The organism is Aquibium microcysteis (assembly GCF_014495845.1).
GTDB classification, from domain to species: Bacteria; Pseudomonadota; Alphaproteobacteria; order Rhizobiales; family Rhizobiaceae; genus Aquibium; species Aquibium microcysteis.
This window is the reverse complement of record NZ_CP061080.1, coordinates 1,777,279-1,797,839: the sequence shown is the minus strand read 5'-3', so window position 1 is coordinate 1,797,839 and position 20,561 is coordinate 1,777,279. Positions and strand designations below refer to the sequence as shown.

Below are 20,561 nucleotides of genomic sequence, written 5' to 3'. Positions count from 1 at the left end.
GACGACATGACCACGCTTATCTCGCGGCTCGCCGCCGGCGAAACCCTGTTTACGGCGTGGTCGAGCATCCCCGACGCCCTGACGGTCGAGATCATGGCCGGCCAGGGCTACGATGCGGTGACGCTCGACATGCAGCATGGCGGGCATCACGAGGACAGCGTGCTCCGGTCGATCCCGGGCATCCTCCGGTCGGGCGCACATCCGGTCGTGCGCATCCCGGTCGGGCGTTTCGACATGGCGAGCCGCGCGCTTGACTTCGGAGCCGAGGCCGTCATCGCGCCGATGATCAATTCCGTCGCCGACGCCCGCGCCTTCGGTGCGGCGATGAAGTATCCGCCGCTCGGCGAGCGGTCATGGGGGCCGACCTTCGCGCTGCCGCGCAGCGGCAACCGCGACAGCCAGGACTGGCTCCTCAATTCCAATGCCCGCACGCTCGCCTTCGCCATGGTCGAGACGCGGGCGGCGCTCGATGCCCTCGACGGCATTCTCGAAGCGCCGGGCGTCGACGGCATCTTCGTCGGACCGGCCGATTTCTCCATCGCCTGGACCGGGGGCACTGCGGTCGATCCGGTCCGCGAGGACATGATGGAGGTCATCGCCGACATCGCCGGCCGCACGCTGGCGGCCGGGAAGGTCGGCGGCATCTATCTCACCAACGTCGCCATGGCCGGCCGCTTCGCCGCCATGGGATACCGCTTCCAGGCGGTGTCGTCCGAGATCCGGGCCATCGCGGCCGGATCCGCGGCGCTCCTCGGCGAGGCGCGCGGAAGCCTGACGTAACGCCCGGCGACCCCGTCAGAACACGGCTTCCGCGAGCAGCTTCGCCGACAGGGCGGCCAGGATCGCCAGGATCACGCGGTCCAGGACCTGCGGCGACACCCGCGCCGCGAGTGCCGCACCGAGCGGCATGGCGAGCGACACCGGCACGAGCGCGAACAGGCTGTAGAAGATCTCGTTCTCGCGGATGAGACCGTTGGTCGAGGCAATCGCGAGCTGAACCACGGAAAAGGCCACGAACAGCGCCGAGATCGTCGCGATGAAGGTCTCGCGCGGCAGCCGGAGCGCGTTGAGGAAGGTGATGCTCACCGGTGCCGACAGGCCGGCCCCGCCCTGGAGCATGCCGGCCAGCAGTCCCGCCGGCGCCGACAGCCAGTGCGCCGGTCCCATCGGAAGGATCCAGTGCGGCCGCGCCAGACGCAGGACGACGTAGAGCATGACGGCGACCGCCACGCAAAAGGACAGGACATCCGGGTCCAGGGCCTTCAGCGCCATCGTCCCCAGCCCCGCGCCGGCGAAGCCGCCGGCCAGCAGCGGCAGCATGAAGCGCCAGCCGAGCACGTGCGCGCGAAAGCGCACCGCCTGCCACAGGTTGGTCAGCAGGTTGGGCATGAGCATCACGATGACGGCGAAGCGCACGTCGAAGAAGGCGGCGAGCGCCGGAACCGCCAGGATGGGAGCGCCCGCACCGGTCGCGCCCTTCAGGAGGCCGCCGCCGGCCAGGCAGATCACGATGACGGCGATCTCGGCTGCGAAAGTCGCGCTCATGCCGTCGGCAGCCCGTCGGCGGCGATGGAGAGCATGAGATGCTGGATCAGCATGATGGTCTTGGCATCGATGATCCGGCCGTCCGAGACCGCGGCGAAGGCGTCGCGCAGCGACAGTTCCACGACCTCGATGTCCTCGCCTTCGCTCGCCGCGCCGCCACCTGCCGATATGCGGTCGGCGGGTGAATAGCGCGCCGTGAAGCACCACAGCCTTTCGCTGACGCTGCCCGGGCTCATGTAGGGGGAGAATGCCAGCGAGACGCGATCCAGCCGGTAGCCGAGTTCCTCTTCGGCCTCCTTTCGGATGCAGGTCACGGGGTCGTCCTCCTCGAGGAGACCCGCGCAGACCTCGAGCAGGGGGTGCGTGTGTCCTGTGAGGAAAGCCGGCAGCCGGAACTGCCGGACGAGAAGAACAGTGCCGCGGGCGGGATCATGGGGCAGGATCGCGGCGCCGTGGCCGCGGTCGTAGACTTCCCGGGTCTGCCGCTCCCACGCGCCATCGCGACGCCGGTAGTCGAAGACGTGCTTCGTCAGAACGCCCCAGTTGTCCGACAGCAATTCCTCGCCGACGAGGCGGACAGAATCGTTCACGCTTGCGCTCCCATTCGGTTCGCGCAGAGCAGTAGTCGGCCGGCCGGCCCCCTGCAATGGTGCAGCGGCCGCTGCCGCCGGGCCAGCGGCGCCCGGGGTACCGAGCCGAAGTCGTCAGGCGGCCTTGCTGGCCCTGGCGCTGGCGACCTCCTCCGCCTGCCGTCCCGTGAGTTCGGCCATATGGTCGAACGTCGCCCGGTAGGTCGCGACGCCGGCCGTTGCCGACCGCAGTTCGACGATCAGATCGCCGATCTCGGCCTGCGGCATCATCGCTTCCACCACGTCCCAGCCATCCCAGCCGGGGCGGGCGTCGAAGCCGAGAATCTGGCCGCGCCGCTGCGGCAGGATGGCGGTGACGCGGGCCGTGGCCTCGGACGGGGTGAAGACCTCGATGCGCATGACCGGTTCGAGAATCACCGGGGAGCAGGAGGAGATCGCCTCTCGCATGGCGAGCCGCGCCGCCATCTGGAACGCCATGTCGGAGGAATCGACCGCGTGGAAGGAGCCGTCGGAGAGGTTCACGGCAAGATCCACGAGGGGAAAGCCGAAGGACCCGGACCTGAGGAATTCGCGGACGCCGGCCTCGACCGACGGGATGTACTGCTTGGGCACGACACCGCCCGCAATGGTGTCGGTGAACTCGAAGCCCGCGCCGCGGGGCAGGGGCCGGATCTCGAGCACGACGTCGCCGAACTGTCCGTGGCCGCCCGACTGCTTCCTGTAACGCCCGCGCTGGGTGGCCGCCTTCCGGATCGTCTCGGCATAGGGGACACCGGGCCGTCCGGTCTCGGCGACGATCTGGTACTTGCTGTCGAGCCGCTCGACCGTGACGCGCAGGTGCATCTCGCCATGGCCGGAGATCACCGTCTCGCCGGTGTCCCTGTGGTCGATGGAGAGCGACGGATCCTCCTCCGCGATCCTGTGGAGGGCGACCGACATCTTCACCTCGTCCTTGCGGTCCTTCGGACGCAGCGCCAGCGCATAGACCGGCTCGGGAGCCGGTTGCGGCCGCAGGGCCCCCGGAGGGAGCGACTTGCCGGCAGCCGCCGTGTCGCCGGTCCGCAGATCGTCGAGCTTTCCCAGCGCCACGGTCGCTCCTTCCTCGGCCGACGCCATCTTGGCCTGGTCGCGACCGAGCAGTCGGTAGAGGCCCGAGATGCGTCCGGTTCGTCCGCCGGAGGCGGTGACGTCGGCACCGTCGGCGACCGCGCCCGCAAGCAGGCGCACCACCGAAAGCTTGCCGCCATGCGGCGTATGGATGGTCTTCATGACCTGGAGGAGGGAGCCTTCGCTTCCGAGACCGAGGCGGCTTCGGGTCTCCGACACGTCCGGCGCGTCGTGCCGGATCGCCTTGAGCAGGCGAAGGATGCCGTTGCCGTGCTCGGCCGAGCCGATCAGCACCGGCACGACGGCGCCCCCGCGCAGGTCGGCGGCGAGGTCGTCGAAGATCTCGGCGCGCGGCGGGTCGATCTCCTCGAGGAGCTGTTCCATCAGCACGTCGTCGTGGTCGGCGAGCCGCTCCAGCATCGAGAAGCGGGCTTCGACCTCGCGCGCCCGGTCGTCGTCCGGGATGGGGGCGATCTCGCTCTCGGCATGCTCGCGCCAGACGTAGGCCCGTTCCAGCGCGAGATCGATGGCGCCCACGACGATCCCGTTCTTCCGGATCGGGATCTGGCGCAAGAGCAGCGGCGCGCTGCTGGCGGGCTGCAGCATCTTCAGCGTGTCCCTGACGCCCTCCGCCGACTTGTCCACCTTGTTGAGGAAGAGCATGCGCGGGAGGCCCGCCTCGTCGAGCCTGCGCATGATGAGCTGCAGCGCCGGTATCTTCTTCGGGTCCGGCTCGGCGACGACGATGGCAAGGTCGCAGGCCGCCAGCACCGGATCCGCTTCGTGCGCGAACTCGATCGAGCCCGGGCAGTCCACGAACGTCATGCTCTCGCCCATGAACTCGGTGGTGGCGAAGGTCGCCTCGACGCTCATCTGGTGCGCGCGCGCTTCCGGCGAGGCGTCACCGACCGTGCTTCCGGACGTGACCGTGGCCTGGCGCTGGATGGCTCCCGTCCGGGCGAGCAATGCTTCAAGAAGCGTCGTCTTGCCGCTGGCGAAGGGACCGACGATGGCGATGCATTTCGGTCCCGTACGTCTTCCTCCGGCGCGATTTCCCATGGTGAACGGCCTCCTCCTCACACTTTTTTGTGAGCGGCGGCCGGCCTCCCGGCCGTCGCGCGCCGGGCCGTATTGCCCGGCTGGACGGCATCGTCCCACGGCTCCTGCCCGGTGGCAAGGCGATTTGGCCCGTATCGGCGCCACGGCGGCAGGGATCGGTTGGACGGTCAGCGCGCGCTTCGGCCTCTCCCGGCGGCCACAGGCTTTATGAAAACTTAACCTCGGCGCCTCATTTGATTATAGTGGGCCGCAAGGGCTTGCTGTCACGTGCCGACCGCGTCGGCAGCGGCCGACACCGGGCGGGCCGGCATCCGAAGAGGCCGCAGGGCGGCGGAAACGATGGACATTCGATGACCCCTACTTCCCGCATGACGATCGTCCCGGCGCTCATCCTCGGCAGCCTGATCGGCGCCGCGCCCCCGGCCCATGCCGAGAACCTGTTCAAGATGCTGTTCGGTGGCGGCATCCAGCAGCGCGAGGCGCGCGAGCGGCGCGCCGAAGAGCAGCGTCCGCAGGCGGCTCCGGCTCCGGCACCGGTCGCCAGGATCTCGGCCCCGAGCTATCGCACCTACAAGGCGGACCGTCTCGTCCCCGTGTCGTTCAAGGCCCTGCTCGAGGCGCCACGGACCGTCTCGTTCGAGCCGTCGCTCGACGGCGCCTCGTTCGCCGAGGCCCTAGCGGGTCTGGACGGATACGAGCTTGCCGCGGAAAAGCCGGTGGCCCGGGCGATCGAAGCCCACTATCTCGCCCACGATGACTTCATCTGGGTCAGCGGCACCAGCGTCAACACGCGTGCGGTCGAGGCGATGCGCGTGCTCGGGGAAGCGGGAAGCTATGGTCTCGATCCCGCCGACTATGCGGTCAGGCCGCCGTCGCCGGGCTTCGACATGACCGACATGCCGGCTCGTCACCGCGACCTCATCCGCTTCGAGATGGCGCTCTCGGCGCGGGTCCTGCGCTATGTCCGGGACGCCTTCGGCGGCAGGATCGACCCGAACCGCATCTCCGGCTACTATGACTTTCCCGAGAAGCCGCTCGATCTCGAGGCGGTCCTCGCCACGCTCTCGCGCACCCGGGACGTCCGTCCCTATCTCGAATCGCGTCATCCGCAGAACGAGCGGTACCAGGCGCTGAGGGCGGAACTGGAGGTTCTCCGGGCCAGCCGGGAGAACGACATCGTGGTCGATGCCCGGCTCTTCCTGAAACCCGGCGGCTCCAGCCCCGAATTGCCGAAGCTGCTGCAGCTGTTCGCCCGGGAGACCGACGATGCGTTCCGTGCCGAGCACGGCGCTGTCCTCGCGGCGAATGCGGCGACGGAAGCCTACGGCCCTGAACTCGTCGCGGTCGTGAAGGCGGCGCAGGCCTTCAAGGGACTGTCGGCCGACGGCATCGTCGGTCCCCGCACGGTCGCCGCCTTCGCCGGCGTCTCGAAGGCCGACCGGATCGCCAAGGTGGAGATCGCGCTCGAGCAGCTGCGCTGGCATCCGTCGGATCTCGGCAGTCCGCGCGTGTTCATCAACCAGCCTGCCTATACGGCGACCTATAACGAAGGCGGCGAGGATCGGCTCTCGATGCGGGTGGTCGTCGGCAAGGTGTCGAACCAGACGAGCTTCTTCTTCGACGAGATCGAGCAGATCGACTACAATCCCTACTGGGGCGTGCCGCAGTCGATCCTGGTCAACGAGATGCTGCCGAGACTGCGCCAGGATCCGGGCTATCTCGACCGGTCGGGGTACGAGATCACCGACGCCAAGGGACGACGCATCTCCTCCTCGTCGATCAACTGGTATCAGTATGGCGGCAAGGTGCCTTACAGCGTGCGCCAGACGCCCAGCGAGGCGAATGCGCTCGGCGAACTGAAGATCCTGTTCCCCAACAAGCACGCCATCTACATGCACGACACGCCGTCGAAGAGCCTCTTCCAGCGCGACGTGCGCGCCTTCAGCCATGGCTGCGTGCGCCTGTCGGATCCGCGCGCGATGGCGGCCGCCGTGCTGGGCAAGCCCGTGGAGCACGTGGCCGACAAGATCCGGCAGGGCCATTCGACCGAGAAGGTGACGCGGAAGATTCCGGTCTATGTCGCCTATTTCACGGCCTGGCCCGACCAGAGCGGCAAGGTCGAGTATTTCGACGACGTCTACGATCGCGATTCGCGCCTCCTGAAGGCGCTGGAAGCGACGGCAGAGGTGCGCGCGCCGACCAGCTGAACCGGAGCGGACGCGAAACGCGCGCCGTCCATGCGCGGCCGGAAGGCTGCCGGCGTGCCCTTCAGCCCGCGGCCGTCATCCGGTCCGTCAGCTGGGCCGCGAAGGCCGCGAGGTCCAGCTGCTTGCGCAGCGTCGCCTGGCAGTCGATGAAGCGGAACGCGACGTTGTTGACCACCATCATCCTGTCGGCCTCGCGCACGCCGTCGTCGATCGGCGCGTGGTCGAGGATGGTCAGTGCCGTGGCGATGGAGATGGCGTCCGGCTTCAGGGGCGGCTTCTCCATGTAGACGGCGAGCCGCGCGTCGAAGGCGCCGACGACGTCGCCCCAGCCCTTCGTCTTTCTGTGTTCGGGGATCTCCTCGCTGGCGAGGACTTCCCTGTAGAGGGCGGCCAGCCCGGCGGCGCGCAGCGCCGGATCGGCGGGAAGGGCAGGGCGCATCTCGGCCTCGAGGATGAGAATCAGGTCCTGCACGGCGACCGCGAAGGCCTCCCATTTGCAGATCTGCAGCGCGAAGCCGAAATCGGCGTCGGCGAACAACTTCGGTCCTGCGAGCAGCGTGCGCGCGCGCAGGTAGGAAAAGCTCGAACCCTGCGCCAGGAACGCCGCTCCCGCGCGGATCGCCTCCACGAAGGAAGGCCAGTCCGAGGTCCGGCGCCTGGGCAGTATCGATCCGATGAGGTCAAGCACGCGTTCACTCCCTTCGCCGGTGCGTCGCGGTCCGACGAACGGCTTAGCCTTTAGGATTAAGGCATCCATTCACATTTGACTAAACAGGTCCTCTGCGCAACTATCCGTTCGGAGCATTTCCTCGACACATATCCGCAGGCAAGCTTGCGAAGGCCTGCCGTTTCACGGCCGGCCTTGCGAGGAGGCTGTTCCCGATGGTGTTCGTTCCGACGGCGCCAGTATTACGGATCTCGGTTTGCTTTTTTGGGAGGGAAGGAAGTGTCCGACAAGCTGCCACGTGAAGTGGCGGAAGCGCACTGGGGCAAGACGCGCAATCTCATGATTGTCACTCTCGTCATCTGGGCGATCTTCAGCTTCTTCATCCACATGTTCGTGACGGCGCTGAACGGCGTCGTCATCCTGGGATTCCCGCTCGGCTACTACATGGCCGCGCAGGGCTCGCTCATCATCTTCGTCGTCCTGATCTTCTGGTTCGCCTATCGCCAGAACTCGATCGACGAGGAATTCGGCGTGGCCGAGGATTGAGGGGAGAACCACCATGGCAATGACTATGAAAGGTGACTTCACCGACAACCTCGGCAAGATCTATTCGATCTATGTCGGCGGCTTTGCCGGTTTCGTGGTCCTGATGGCGGTCCTGGACCAGCTCGGCATTCCGGACCGCTTCATCCTGTGGTCCTACATGGCGGCGACGATCGCGATCTATGCCTTCATCGGCATCATGTCGCGGACGGCGCAGGTCTCGGAGTACTACGTCGCCGGGCGTTCCGTGCCCGCCGTCTACAACGGCATGGCCACCGGCGCGGACTGGATGTCGGGCGCGAGCTTCGTCGGCATGGCCGGCACGCTCTTCGTGCTCGGCTACGACGGCCTCGCCTTCGTGCTGGGCTGGACGGGCGGCTACGTGCTCGTCGCCGTGCTTCTCGCGCCCTACCTGCGCAAGTTCGGCGCCTATACGGTGCCCGACTTCCTCGGCACCCGCTACGGCGGCAACGCCGCGCGTCTGGTCGGCATCATCGTGCTGTTCGCCTGCTCCTTCACCTACATCACGGCGCAGCTCTATGCGTCGGGCATCATCGCCTCGCAGTTCCTCGGCATCGCCTTCGAATGGGCGGTCTTCGCGGGCCTCGCGGGCATTCTCGTCTGCTCCATGCTGGGCGGCATGAAGGCCGTGACCTGGACGCAGGTGGCGCAGTACATCGTGCTGATCGTCGCCTACCTGCTACCGGCGATCTGGATGTCGACCGTCAAGTTCGGCATCCCGGTTCCGCAGCTCACCTATGGCGGCGCGCTGAGCCAGATTGCCCAGTACGAACAGGTGCTCGGCGTGGTGAAGAGCCACGTGGCGCCGTTCCAGACCTACACGCCGCGCGACTATTTCTTCCTGATCTTCTGCCTGATGGTCGGCACTGCGTCCCTGCCGCACATCCTGATGCGCTTCTTCACGACCCCCACGGTCCGCGAGGCGCGCAAGTCCGTCGGCTGGTCGCTGTTCTTCATCTTCCTGCTGTACTTCACGGCACCGGCCTACGCGGCCTTCTCGAAGATGAACCTGATGGAACTGTTCGCCTCCTCGACGGCGGGCGGCGGTCTGCTCGCCTTCAGCGAGATTCCGCAGTGGATGCTGAACTGGGGGTCCATCGCCGGGCACCAGCTGGTGACGATCTGCGGCGTCAAGGCCGAGACGGTCGCCGCCATCCAGGCTGCCTGCGAGGCCAAGGGCTTCGCGGCCGGCTTTCCCTATGCCGAACTCAAGCTCAACAACGACATGATCGTGCTTTCGACTCCGTCGATCGCCGGCATGCCGATCTGGGTCGTGGGTCTGGTGGGGGCGGGCGGCTTCGCCGCGGCGCTCTCGACGGCGGACGGCCTGCTGCTGGCCATCTCCAACGCGCTGTCGCACGACGTCTACTACAAGATGGTCGACCCCAAGGCCGACGCCAAGCGGCGCCTCCTCGTGTCGAAGATCCTGCTGGTCGTCGTCGCGCTGGCTGCGGCGTTCCTGGCGCGCACCAAGCCGTCGGACATCCTGTCGATGGTCTCCTGGGCCTTCTCGATCGCGGCGGCCGGCCTGTTCGCGCCGCTGGTGCTCGGCGTATGGTGGAAGCGTGCGACCAATCTCGGCGGCATCGCCGGCATGGCGGCGGGCTTCCTCGTCACGATGTACTACCTGATCGGCAACGTCTACGGCTTCGATCTGGTCAAGGGCACCGGCGACGAGATCTCGTGGTTCGGCGTGCAGTCGATTTCCTCGGGCATCTTCGGCGTCCCGGTCGCCTTCGTCGTGACCTATGTGGTGTCGCTGATGACGCCGGCGCCGAGTGCGGAGATGCAGGATTTCGTCGACCGTCTGCGCCTGCCCAAGGGCGGCACGATGATGGTCGCCGGACACTGACGAAACCGCTATGAACCTCGCGCAGGGCCTCCGGGCCCTGCGTTTCTTTTGAACTCACGGACAGTCCAACATGAATCAGGCGTCGGCCCTCACCGGGCTCCTCATCCTGGCGGCGACCTACCTCGCCGCGGTGGTGACCTTCATCCTCGGCGGCGCACCGCAGGCGGTCGCGATCTACCTCGGCGGCACCTATGCGCTGACCGCGCTCGCGGCGTTCCTCTTCTCGCGCGGCGTCCTCGAATTCATCGTCGGGGTCGACCGCGACATCGTCTTCTTCGTGGTGCTGCGGCGGGTGACCGATCCCCTGCTGGCGCTGACCGCGCCGATCACGCCGGGCTTCCTGATGCCCTTCGCGGTCTCGCTCTACGCGGCCTTCCTCTTCTTCTTCCTGAAGCTCTTCCTGTTCGGAGACGCCTATCTCGGCGTGCCGCCTCTGTTCATCCCGCTCTATCTGTCGGTCGTCACGCTGTTTTGAACGGCCGTCCTGCGCCGGCGACGGCACGCCATGCTAATCTGGGGACCTCGGCGGCATGACGGAGACTGCCTTTGGACAAGATCACGCGCCTGGCGCGGTTCGCAGTTCTCCGGGCGTCCGGGTTCACCGGTATCGCCATCCTGATGGTGATGATGGGAACCGCACACGACCTGGCGCTCAGCTTTCGTCTCGGCGCGGCCGGCTTTTTCGTGCTTTCCTTCGCGATGGCGACCGCCGCCCGGCTGTATCCCCGGCGCAGGCGCGTCGAGGAGACCGAGGTCTGGATCATGCTTGCGGAGGCGGAACGGCCGGCCAAGCCGGTCGCACGGATGCTCATCGTCGACGCCATGCGCCAGCAGCTTGCCCAGAAGGCCTTGTGGTGGCTCGGCACGGCCCTCGGGCTCTGGGCCGCATCGGCAATCATTGCCGCCGTCCGCGGCTGAGATCCGCCATACCACCGCATCCGCGGGAGACGGCCTGCGCACAGCCGGTTTCCCCGTCCGCGCGCCGTGCTATGGCACCTTGAGCGACGCCGCCGATATCCATAAGAAGAGGCTCAGTCGTCCCGGGGGGAGCAGTCCATGTTCAAGAAGATCCTCATCGCCAACCGCGGCGAGATCGCGTGCCGTGTCATCAAGACCGCCCGCAGGATGGGGATCGCCACCGTCGCGGTCTATTCGGATGCGGATCGCGACGCCGTCCATGTCGAAATGGCCGACGAAGCGGTGCATATCGGTCCGGCTGCAGCCGCCCAGAGCTATCTCGTCGCGGAACGCATCATCGCGGCCTGCAAGGAGACCGGCGCCGAGGCGGTGCATCCCGGCTACGGCTTCCTGTCGGAGCGCGCATCCTTCTGCGCGGCGCTGGAAAAGGAAGGCATCGTCTTCATCGGTCCGAAGCCCAGGGCCATCGAGGCGATGGGCGACAAGATCGAGTCCAAGAAGTTCGCCAATGCGGCGAAGGTCTCCACGGTTCCGGGTTACCTCGGCGTGATCGAGGACGCCGACCATGCCGTCCGGATCGCGTCCGATATCGGCTACCCCGTCATGATCAAGGCTTCGGCCGGCGGCGGCGGGAAGGGCATGCGCATCGCCTGGAACGAGGCCGAGACGCGTGAGGGCTTCCAGTCGTCGAAGAACGAGGCGAAATCCTCCTTCGGCGACGACCGCGTCTTCATCGAGAAATTCGTGGTGGATCCGCGGCACATCGAGATCCAGGTTCTGGGCGACGCGCACGGCAACGTCATCTATCTGGGCGAACGCGAATGTTCGATCCAGCGGCGCAATCAGAAGGTGGTTGAGGAAGCGCCGTCGCCCTTCCTCGATGCGGCGACGCGGCGGGCCATGGGCGAGCAGTCCGTGGCGCTCGCCAGGGCCGTCGACTACCAGAGCGCCGGCACCGTCGAGTTCATCGTCGACAAGGACCGCAATTTCTACTTCCTGGAGATGAACACGCGGCTGCAGGTCGAGCACCCGGTGACGGAACTCGTGACCGGGATCGACCTCGTCGAGCAGATGATCCGTGTTGCCGCCGGCGAGGCGCTCGCCATCCGCCAGGACGACGTAAAGCTGAACGGCTGGGCCGTCGAGAGCCGGCTCTACGCCGAGGATCCCTACCGCAACTTCCTGCCCTCGATCGGCCGCCTGTCGCGCTACCGGCCGCCGGCGGAGGGCCGGTTCGGCGATGTCGTCGTCCGCAACGACACGGGCGTCACCGAGGGCGCCGAAATCTCGATGTACTACGATCCGATGATCGCCAAGCTCTGCACCTGGGCGCCTACCCGGCTGGTGGCGATCGACGCCATGTCGGACGCGCTCGACAGTTTCGTGGTGGACGGGATCGAGCACAACATTCCCTTCCTTGCGGCGCTGATGCAGCATCCGCGCTGGCGCGAGGGCAGGCTGTCGACGGCCTTCATCGCGGAGGAGTATCCGGAGGGGTTCGCCCCGGTCGTGCCGTCGGGCGAGGACAAGCAGGTGCTGGCAGCAATCGCGCTCGCCGTGGAACTGCTGCGCAGGGACCGCCTGGACCGTCTGCCCGGGCGGCTGGCGCCGCATTCGGGCGTGCTGAAGCCGGACTGGGTGGTGCGGATCGGCGACGACTACCTCCCGATGACGGTGACGGCCGGCATGATCTCGATTCCGCTGGAGATGGACGTCGCGGTCGGCGGGGCCGAGCCGATCACGGTCGCGTCCGACTGGCGGCCCGGCGAGCCGGTCTGGAAGGGCACGATCGGCGGGCGCGCGGTCTCTGCGCAGCTCCGGCCTGTGCCCAATGCGCTGCGGATCGCGTGGAAGGGCATGTCCGTGACGGCCCGCGCGATGCTGCCCGATACGGCGGCGCTCGACCGGCTGATGCCGGTGAAGCTGCCGCCGGACACGTCGAAGCTTCTCCTGTGCCCCATGCCGGGCATGGTGGTCTCCATCGCGGTGACGGAGGGGCAGGAGGTCAAGGCGGGCGAGACGCTCGCCGTCGTCGAGGCCATGAAGATGGAGAACGTGCTGCGCGCCGACCGCGACCTCACGGTCTCCAGGATCAATGCCAAACCCGGCGAGAGCCTCGCGGTCGATGCGGTGATCATGGAGTTTGCCTGAACGCGGCATGCTGCTGCCGGGTGGTCGCTCCGCCGGGTGGCGGCTTCACCGCGGACAGGCCGGCCGCACCTCCTTCCGGAACGACAAACCCCGGGCTTCTGCCCGGGGTTTTTCGTTCTGCGGGCGGCCGTGGCCGCCGTCCGTGATCGGCATGATCGAACGCCGGCATGCGCCGGCACGCAGCAGACCTTCCCGGTGTCCGACGTCAGGGAGATCCGCGTCGCGGTCCGGTCGCGGCCGTCGCGGGCTCCGTCCCTGCCGCAGACAGGGCGGCAGCGCTTTTCGCGCGGCATGAAAAAACCCCGGGTCCTGCCCGGGGTCTTCTGTTCTCGCGAGCGGCCGCGACCGCCGGTCGTCAAAGATCAGCGAAGGCGACCGCTGGCATGGGCCAGCATGGTGTAGACCTTGCCGGTGTCCGACGTCAGGTAGGTCTGCGTCACCGTCTGGTCGCGGTCGTTGCGGGCCACGTCCTGAAGCAGCTTCTCGAAATCCTCGCAGTAGCGGTCCACCGCCGTCCGGAAGTCTGCGTCTGACTGATACTTCCGGCGGATTTCGTCGAAGGTCTGCTGACCTTTCAGCGTATACAGCCGGCGGCTGAAGACGTTGCGCTCGCCGCGGCGGTATCGCTGCCACAGTTCGACCGAAGCCTCGTGGTCGATGGCCCGCGCGATGTCGCCCGACAGCGTGTTCAGCGATTCCACCACGCTGGACTGCGGCCGGCGGGGCTGTGCGGGGGCTGCCGGCGTGGCCGGTGCGGCCTGCGAAGCGGCGGGAGCCTCGTCCTGCGAGGCCCTGCGCAGCAGGTTCTGGACCCAGCCGTCCTGCTGCCCCGCATCGCGTGCGGCAGGCGCCGGGGCGGCGGCGGGCTCCACCGTACCGCGCAGCGCAGGTGCAGCCGCGGGCTGCGGCTCGGGAGCGCGGGCCTGCGGCTCCGCCGCCTGACGCACGGGCTGTTGCGGCTGCGGCTGCGGCTGCGGTGCCGCGGCACGGGCGGGCTGCGGGGCCACGGCGGCCGGCTGCGGGGCAGGGGCTGCAGGTCGCGGAGCCGGCGTGGCGTCGTACATCCGCCCGGACTTGGCGACGATGTCGGCGAGTTCCTTCAGCGCCGCGATCTGCTCGCCGACCGCCCGGCGGATGGCTCCCGTCGATTCGCGCGCCTCTTCCGGCAGCTGCAGGACGCCGCGCTTCAGTTCGGTGCGCGTGTCCTCCAGTTCGCTGCGGATGGCGCCAGCAGTCCGGCGGATCTCCTCGGTGGCGCCCGCGAACCGGTCCGTCGCCGCTTCGATGACGTCGGTGATGGCGTCGCGAATCTGCTGCGTCGACGCCATGGTGCGGCCCTCGACCTTCTCCATCGCCTTGCTGACGATGCCTTCGAAGGAGCGCATCATGCGCTCGATGTCCTCGGACTTCTTGACGAGGCCGACCGAGAGCTGCTCCAGCGCCTGCTGTCTCTCCTCCATCGTGGTGGAGAGGCTGGACTGCGCCGAGCCGAGCATGTCGCGCGCCTGGGCCAGCAGGCGGCCATGCTCGTCGAAGCGACTGGCGATGGCCGCCACCTCGCGGAGCGTCTGCGAGGAGATCTCCGTCAGGCGGTTGGCATTGGTGTCGATCATCCGGGCCGAACTGCTGAAGGTTTCCGACGCCTTCTCGGCCGAGGCGCTGAAGCTGCGCGTGGTGTCGACGAGGCGGCCGTCGATCGCGCCGAGGTTTCTTTCGGCGAGCCCCACAAGCTCTCCCAGCTGGACGTTCGAACGGGTCAGCCGGTCGAGCAGCTCGTTGACGTTGCCCGACAGGGAGACGCGCGCGCCCTCCATCGCCGCAAGCGTCTCCGCGGTGCGGGACGCCAGGGCGTTGACCAGCGCCGCATTCTCGGCGCGCAGCGTGTCGGTGGCCTTCTGCGTGGCGGCCTCGAGGCCCTTCTGCAGATCGCCGCCGCTCTCGACGAACTTCTCGATGAGCGGGCGTCCCTTCTCGTCGATGACGCGGCCGATGTCGGAAGCACGGCTGGCCAGCATCTCGTTGAACTCGCGGGTGCGGCCGTCGAGGGTCGCTGCCGCTTCCGAGGTGCTCTGCTCGATGTGCTGGTTCACGGCCGAGAAGGTCTCGGCGATGACGTTGGCGCGCGAGACGAGCTGCGTCTCGGTCCGGGCGACCTGCTCCACGAGCGCCTGGCCCATCCGTTCGGAGCTCGCCGCCAGCATGCCCTCGACATTCGCGACCTGCTCGTTGATGCGGCCGGCGACCACTTCGGCGCTCGCCTCGAGGCGTGCCTCGACGTTGGACATAGAGGCCTCGATCTGGGCTGCGCGCTCGCGCAGCTCCTCGGCACTGAGCTGTGCCCGGGCGGCGATGCGGCGATCGGCATCCGCGAAGATGTCGGCCACGGCTCCGGCACGCTGGGCGAGCGAGTCCACCGTCGTTTCCGCACGCTGAACCACGAGGCGGCTGGATTCGTCGAAGATGCCCGCGAGCGCACTCGCCCGTTCGGTGAGCGAGTCGACCGACGCTTCCACCCGCTGGATCACGGCCCTGCCGGATTCGTCGAAGACCCCCGCCAGCGCGTTCGCGCGCTCGGTGAGCGCCTCGGCGGATGTTTCGGCCCGCTGGAGCACGACGCGGCTCGACTCGTCGAAGACGCCGGCGATGGCGGCGGCACGCTCGGTGAGCGCTTCCGCCGTGCTCTGCGCCCGCTGGACGAGGACGCGGCTTGATTCGTCGAAGATGCCGGAAATCGCGCTGGCGCGTTCCGTCAGCGCCTCGGTCGTGGTCTCCGCCCGCTGGACGAGGACGCGGCTTGATTCGTCGAAGATGCCGGAAATCGCGCCGGCGCGTTCGGTCAGCGCCTCGACGGTGGTCTCCGCACGCTGGACGACGACGCGGCTCGACTCGTCGAAGATGCCGGCGATCGCGCTCGCCCTTTCGGTCAGCGCTTCGACGGTGCTCTCGGCCTTCTGCATCACGATGCGGCTGGATTCGTCGAAGATGTCGGCCACCGCACCGGCCCGCTCGGTGAGGGCGTCGACCGTGGTCTGCGCCCGCTGGAACAGCACGCGGCTGGAATCGTCGAAGATGCCCGTGACGGCTTTGGTGCGGTCGATCAGGTTCGTGGCGGTCTGGTCGATCCGGGCAGAGAGATCCTCCTCGGCCTGTGCATAGGCCTCGATGATCTCCTTGGAGCGGTCGATCAGCGTGCCCGTCGTGCGGTCGGCCCGCTTGACCAGGCTGTCCTCGACTTCGGAGAAGGCATAGACGACTTCCTTCGCCTTGTCGGACAGGGCGGCCGACGTCTCGCCGACCCGCGCCATCAGACGCTCCTCGGCCTCGTCGAACACGCCGACGATGTCGCGCGAGCGGGCGGCGATCGTGCCGGCGCTCTCCTCGGCGCGCGAGAACATCCGGCTCTCGGCTTCCTCGAAGGCCACGGCGATGGTGGCGGAGCGTTCGGTGAGGCGCGCGGCCGTCTCGTCGGCGCGCTCGATCATGCGCCGTTCGGCCTGCTCGTAGGCCCCGGCGATGCCCTTGGAATGTTCGAGCAGCGACTGCGTGGTCTCCTCGGCGCGCGCATAGATGCGGCGTTCGGCGTCGTCGAAGGCGTTCGCGATGCCCTGCGAACGTTCCTCCAGCGTGCGCGCCGTGCTCTCGGCACGGGCGAGCAGGCGATGATCGGCCTCCTCGAAGCTGCGCGCGATCTCCTCGGCGCGGGTGGTGAGCACGATCGCGGTCTGGCCGGCCCGATCGGCGAGCCGGCGGTCGGCTTCGTCGAACACGCCCGACAGTTCCGTCGCACGCTGCGTCAGGTTCTCGCCGGTCAGGTTGACGCGCTCGGCCAGACGGCGTTCGGCCTCGTCGAAGGTCGAGGCGAAGTCGGTCGCCCGCTCGGCCAGGACGTTGGAGGTGAGGTCGATCCGGTTCGCGAACTGCTGGTCGGCCTCGGAGAAGATGCGCCCGGCCTCGTCGGTGAGCCTGGAGGTGACCTCGGCCATCTTGTCGCGCAGCGACCCCGCGACCACGATCGCGCTGTTCTCGATCGCGCTGCGCACGTTCTCGATGCCCGCGTTGAGCGCCCGCTGCATGGTTTCGGTGCGCTCCTCGATGACGCCGGTCTGCCTGCGGAACGCCTCGTCGATACGCTCGACGTCGCTCGACAGGGCGTCGGTGAGTTCGCTGCGGCTCGATGCCAGGAGGCCCAGATGAGCCTGCAGGGCCGCGTCGATCGCCGCGCGCGTTTCGCCGAGCTTCAGCATGTCCTGCTCGAGCGCGCGCGTCATGATGTTGCGCGCTTCGGCGAGCTTGCTCACCTGTGCGGTCACGGAGCCGTCGATGGCCTCGCTCGCACCGGAGATCTGGGCGAGGTCCGCACCCAGCGCCGCCGTCAGTTCCTGCCTGCGGTTGGCGAAGGTCTCGATGTGTTCGCGCACGACCGAATCGATCATCGCGCGGGTGTCGGCGAGCTTGGACAGGTCCTCGTCCAGGGCGCTGGTCAGGATGCCGCGGCTGTCGGCGAGGCGGCCGATCTGCTCCGCCACGGCGCGGTCCAGCAGATCCCTGGTCTCGCCCAGGCGGTTGAGATCGGCCTCCATGGCGCGGGTGAGTTCGTCGCGTCCCTGCGAAATTCGCGCGAGCTGGTCCGACACGATGGTTTCGATCCCGGAGCGGGCGTCATGGATCTGCCGCAGATCGGTGTCGAGCGCCTGGGACAGCGTCGACCGCCCTTCCGCGAGCTTCGCCACGTGACCGGCGACCACGTCGTCGATCTCGGTGCGGGCGCCGGCGAGCCTGCCCAGGTCCTCGTCGAGCGCCTTCTTGAAGAGCTTGCGCCCCTCGGCGAGCTTGCCGATGTGGCCGATGACCAGCCCGTCAAGTTCGGAGCGTGCCTGCTCCAGCCGTTCCATGTCCTCGCTCAGGGCGCCCTTGAGCATGCCGCGGCCCTCGGCGATCTTGTCGACGTGCTGCGACAGCGCGGCGGAGATATTGGCGAGGTCGCCTTCGAGCGCCTGGGTCAGCAGGCTGCGGTTCTCCGTGAGCTTGCCGATCTGGCGGTCCACCGAACCCTCGATCTCGGCGATGCTGCCGGTAATCGATTCGTTCAGCGTGGAACGGGCATCGGCCATGCGGTCGAGATGCTGCGCGATGGCGCCGGCCACCTGAGACAGGTCGCTCTGCAGCGCGTCGGCCAGGGTGATGCGGCCTTCGGAGATCTTCTCGATCTGCCGCGCCACGACTTCCTCGATTGTGACGATGTCTTCCTTGACGGAGGCCGAGAGGCTCGTGCGCCCGTCCGCCATCCGGTCGAGATGGTCGGCGACGGACTGGGCGACTTCCGCCAGCTCGTTCTTCAGCGCCTGCGTGAGCGATCCGCGGCTCGCCGCGAGGCGCTCCAGATGTGCGGCGGCGGCGGCGTCGATCTCGGCGCGGGTCTCACCGAGGCGGCGGAGATCCTCCTGGTAGGCTGCATTCAGCGTGGTGCGGCCTTCGTCGAGCTTGGCGATCTGGTTGGCGACGAACTCGCCCACCGTCGCAAGGTCCTTCTCGAGCGCGGTGGTCAGCGTCGACCGCCCGTCGGCCAGCTTGCCGACGTGGTTGGCGATGACCTCGTCGATCTCCGATCGCGTCTGGGCCAGGTGACCGAGATCCTCCTCGAGCGCCTTGCGGAAGAGCTTGCGGCCTTCGGCGAGCTTGCCGATGTGGCCGACGACGGAGTCGTCGATCTCGCCGCGCGCGGTCTGGAGGTTCTGCAGGTCGGCGTTGAGCGCCGAGGTGAGGGCGCTGCGGCCCTCCACGAGCTTGTTGAGGCTTGCCGAGAAGGCTTCCTCGACGTTGGCGATCTCGCCCTGCATCGCCTTGACGACGTTGCCGCGGCCCTGCGACAGCCGGTCGAGGCTGGAGGCCACCAGCGTGTCGATGCCGGCCATTTCGCGCTCCAGAGAACGCGAGAACGCCTCGCGGCTGACGGAGAGCTTGTCGACCTGCGTGCTCAGGGCGCTGTCGAGGGCGCTGATGTCCCCTTCCAGGGTACGCGTGAGTTCGCCGCGCGCGTCCTGCAGGTGGCGCAGGTCGACGTCCAGCTGTTCGGTCAGGCGGCTGCGGCCCTCCTCCAGGCGATCGCCGAACTCGTTGGCGCGCGCCTCCAGGATCGTCGACGTCGACGTGACCAGTTCGCTCATCTGCGATTCGATCTTCGTGCGGCTCTGGTCGGCGGCGGTGGAGATCTCGTGGACGCCCGAGCGGAACACGTCCGCGATCTCGCGGGTCCGTTCGGCGAGCGCCTCGTTGATCTGGCGCGACCGTGCTTCCAGCGCCGCGTTCAGCTTCTCGGTACCCGTGTCAAGTGCTTCGGCGCGGGTCTCGAACTCGCTGATCAGCGACTGGCCGCGTTCCGCCAGCGTGCGCTCGATGGCGTCGATGCGCACGTCGAAGGCGCGCGTGAAGGTCTCGGTGGCGCCGCCGAGCAGCGACACCATGCCCCGCGTGCGCTGGTCGAGCAGCTGCGACAGCGTCCCGGTCGCCGAATCGGTGCTTTCGACCAGCTTGGCGATGCGCGTGTCGAGCAGGCTGGCGAAGGCTTCGCCGGAGGTCGACAGGCGGCCGGTGATGCTCTCGACGCGCTCGTCGATCGCGCCGTAGATCGCGCTGCCGCTCTCGTTGAAGCGCTCGATCAGCGATTCGCCGGCATTGGTGATCGTATAGGTCAGGTGGCCGGACGCACCCGTGACCATCTCCTGGATCACGCCGGTCGCCGAATTCAGTTCGTCGCGGATGAGTTCGTGGGCACCGGCGATCGAGGCGCGGACGCGCTCGGCGTGGCTCACCACGGCCTCGCGCTCGCTGCCGAGGCCGTCGACCAGGGTGCGGATGCGGCGCTCGTTCTCCGTGTAGGCGCGTTCGAGCTCGTTCACCTCCGAATGCACCAGCGTCTCGAGTTCGACGGCCCGCGCCAGGGTCCGCTCGATGCCTTCGCCCATGGCGTTGACCTCGCGCCGGACGGCCTGGCCGATCGACATCACGCGGTCCTGGGCGATGACCTCGGGCTCGCTGAGGTGGTAGGCGATCGCCGTCATCGACTGGGCCGCCAGGCGCATTTCCTGCGCGCGGCGGATCATCAGCGCGAAGGCCCAGAAGAGGATGACGGGGATGACGACGCCGGCCGCGATGCCGAGGATGCCGGGCGTGGTGACGATCTCGGAGAACGTGACCGCACGCGCGATCGTGGGACCATAGAGCCCGTTGGCCAGCACGAGGCCGCCGACGATCCACACCACGGAGGCGACGGCGACGATCCAGTATATCGAGTTCGAGCCGCCGCGGTTCAGCGCCGCGAGCAGGGCGCCGAAATCCTTCTGGCGGTCGTCATTGGCCGGCGCGAAGGCGGGCGAGGCGCCGCGTGCGGCGGAATCGTTGGACGCGGGACGGAACTCCGACTTGCGCTCCGGCGCCGGGCGGGCCGGGCGGGGAGCGACCGCGGGGCGGGGATCGGGCCGGGCCGCCTGCGGCTGCCTCGCACGTGCCTGGGTACCGCGGCCTTCGCGCGCCAGTTCGTCCGCGGCGAGCGAGATCTGCGCCTCGAGTTCCTCCATCGAGGAGGTGAGATCGATTTCCCCGTCGCCGAAGGACACGTCGAGAGCCTCTTCGAGCTCCTTGTCGACGTCTGTTTCGAGGTTCCTGGTCGTCGTCGGTTTGCGAGCCATGCCTTCAAAACCCTGTACTAACGCGTCGTTCAGACTCTAGCGGAGCCCCATGCGAAGACCGCCACTTGCGCGGCGTGCTCCCGGTTCGCGTATCGTAGTGACACACCCGGGTAAAGGAAACATGCATTCGGCGAGATGCGTAAAAGTTTAAACAGAAGGTTAACGTGCGTTGGGATTTTGCGCCCGAATTCCGCCACATAGGAGAGGTTTCCCGTT

The 20,561-nt window shown here is 67.9% G+C and carries 12 protein-coding genes; 7 read left to right on the top strand and 5 right to left on the bottom strand.

From position 1 onward, the window contains the following. Window positions 1-6 precede the first annotated feature (6 nt). Window positions 7-780, top strand: coding sequence for an HpcH/HpaI aldolase family protein (locus IAI54_RS08205; protein WP_187971879.1), 774 nt, complete (start codon window positions 7-9; stop codon window positions 778-780). Window positions 781-795: 15 nt separating this feature from the next. Here the strand turns inward: IAI54_RS08205 and IAI54_RS08200 are convergent, their stop codons facing one another. From IAI54_RS08200 to IAI54_RS08190, 3 genes are all read right to left on the bottom strand, one after another. Next, window positions 796-1,545, bottom strand: coding sequence for a sulfite exporter TauE/SafE family protein (locus IAI54_RS08200; RefSeq protein ID WP_187971878.1), 750 nt, complete (start codon window positions 1,543-1,545; stop codon window positions 796-798). Then, complete coding sequence (locus IAI54_RS08195) at window positions 1,542-2,135, bottom strand: NUDIX domain-containing protein (protein ID WP_187971877.1); 594 nt, start codon at window positions 2,133-2,135, stop codon at window positions 1,542-1,544. The genes IAI54_RS08200 and IAI54_RS08195 overlap by 4 nt, the downstream gene beginning before the upstream one ends. Before the next feature lie 114 nt (window positions 2,136-2,249). After that, complete coding sequence (locus tag IAI54_RS08190) at window positions 2,250-4,301, bottom strand: elongation factor G (protein ID WP_187971876.1); 2,052 nt, start codon at window positions 4,299-4,301, stop codon at window positions 2,250-2,252. A 350-nt stretch (window positions 4,302-4,651) separates the two neighbouring features. On the opposite strand from IAI54_RS08190, the gene IAI54_RS08185 reads away from it, so the two are divergent. Continuing rightward, window positions 4,652-6,508: a L,D-transpeptidase family protein gene (locus tag IAI54_RS08185; RefSeq protein ID WP_187971875.1), complete on the top strand. Its 1,857-nt coding sequence runs from the start codon at window positions 4,652-4,654 to the stop codon at window positions 6,506-6,508. 61 nt (window positions 6,509-6,569) lie between these two features. Here IAI54_RS08185 and IAI54_RS08180 read toward each other — a convergent pair whose 3' ends face one another. Continuing rightward, the gene (locus tag IAI54_RS08180; protein WP_187971874.1) at window positions 6,570-7,196 is read right to left on the bottom strand and encodes an esterase; all 627 of its coding nucleotides are present in this window, start codon (window positions 7,194-7,196) and stop codon (window positions 6,570-6,572) included. Between the two features lie 258 nt (window positions 7,197-7,454). Between IAI54_RS08180 and IAI54_RS08175 the strand changes: the two genes are divergently transcribed. The 5 genes from IAI54_RS08175 to IAI54_RS08155 all read left to right on the top strand — a co-directional run bounded on the left by IAI54_RS08175 (window position 7,455) and on the right by IAI54_RS08155 (window position 12,660). Next, window positions 7,455-7,721, top strand: a complete 267-nt coding sequence (locus IAI54_RS08175) for a DUF4212 domain-containing protein (protein ID WP_235679295.1) — start codon at window positions 7,455-7,457, stop codon at window positions 7,719-7,721. A 13-nt stretch (window positions 7,722-7,734) separates the two neighbouring features. Next, a complete protein-coding gene (locus tag IAI54_RS08170; protein WP_187971873.1) occupies window positions 7,735-9,591 on the top strand; it encodes a sodium:solute symporter family protein in 1,857 nt (618 codons plus the stop codon). A gap of 70 nt (window positions 9,592-9,661) precedes the next feature. Further along, on the top strand, window positions 9,662-10,066 hold the full coding sequence (locus tag IAI54_RS08165) for a hypothetical protein (protein WP_187971872.1): 405 nt from the start codon (window positions 9,662-9,664) through the stop codon (window positions 10,064-10,066). A gap of 71 nt (window positions 10,067-10,137) precedes the next feature. After that, window positions 10,138-10,509 (top strand): hypothetical protein, encoded by a 372-nt coding sequence (locus IAI54_RS08160; RefSeq protein WP_187971871.1) that lies wholly within the window; start codon window positions 10,138-10,140, stop codon window positions 10,507-10,509. Window positions 10,510-10,647: 138 nt separating this feature from the next. Beyond that, complete coding sequence (locus IAI54_RS08155) at window positions 10,648-12,660, top strand: acetyl-CoA carboxylase biotin carboxylase subunit (protein WP_187971870.1); 2,013 nt, start codon at window positions 10,648-10,650, stop codon at window positions 12,658-12,660. A gap of 362 nt (window positions 12,661-13,022) precedes the next feature. Here IAI54_RS08155 and IAI54_RS08150 read toward each other — a convergent pair whose 3' ends face one another. Then, complete coding sequence (locus IAI54_RS08150; RefSeq protein ID WP_187971869.1) at window positions 13,023-20,345, bottom strand: apolipoprotein A-IV repeat region-like domain-containing protein; 7,323 nt, start codon at window positions 20,343-20,345, stop codon at window positions 13,023-13,025. Between the last annotated feature and the right edge of the window lie 216 nt (window positions 20,346-20,561).

Excerpts from the sequence above, each read along its gene's own strand:
- IAI54_RS08205 (WP_187971879.1), top strand. The coding sequence starts at position 7 with ATGACCACGCTTATCTCGCGGCTCGCCGCCGGCGAAACCCTGTTTACG.
- IAI54_RS08200 (WP_187971878.1), bottom strand. The coding sequence starts at position 1,545 with ATGAGCGCGACTTTCGCAGCCGAGATCGCCGTCATCGTGATCTGCCTG.
- IAI54_RS08190 (WP_187971876.1), bottom strand. The coding sequence starts at position 4,301 with ATGGGAAATCGCGCCGGAGGAAGACGTACGGGACCGAAATGCATCGCC.
- IAI54_RS08185 (WP_187971875.1), top strand. The coding sequence starts at position 4,652 with ATGACCCCTACTTCCCGCATGACGATCGTCCCGGCGCTCATCCTCGGC.
- IAI54_RS08170 (WP_187971873.1), top strand. The coding sequence starts at position 7,735 with ATGGCAATGACTATGAAAGGTGACTTCACCGACAACCTCGGCAAGATC.
- IAI54_RS08165 (WP_187971872.1), top strand. The coding sequence starts at position 9,662 with ATGAATCAGGCGTCGGCCCTCACCGGGCTCCTCATCCTGGCGGCGACC.
- IAI54_RS08155 (WP_187971870.1), top strand. The coding sequence starts at position 10,648 with ATGTTCAAGAAGATCCTCATCGCCAACCGCGGCGAGATCGCGTGCCGT.
- IAI54_RS08150 (WP_187971869.1), bottom strand. The coding sequence starts at position 20,345 with ATGGCTCGCAAACCGACGACGACCAGGAACCTCGAAACAGACGTCGAC.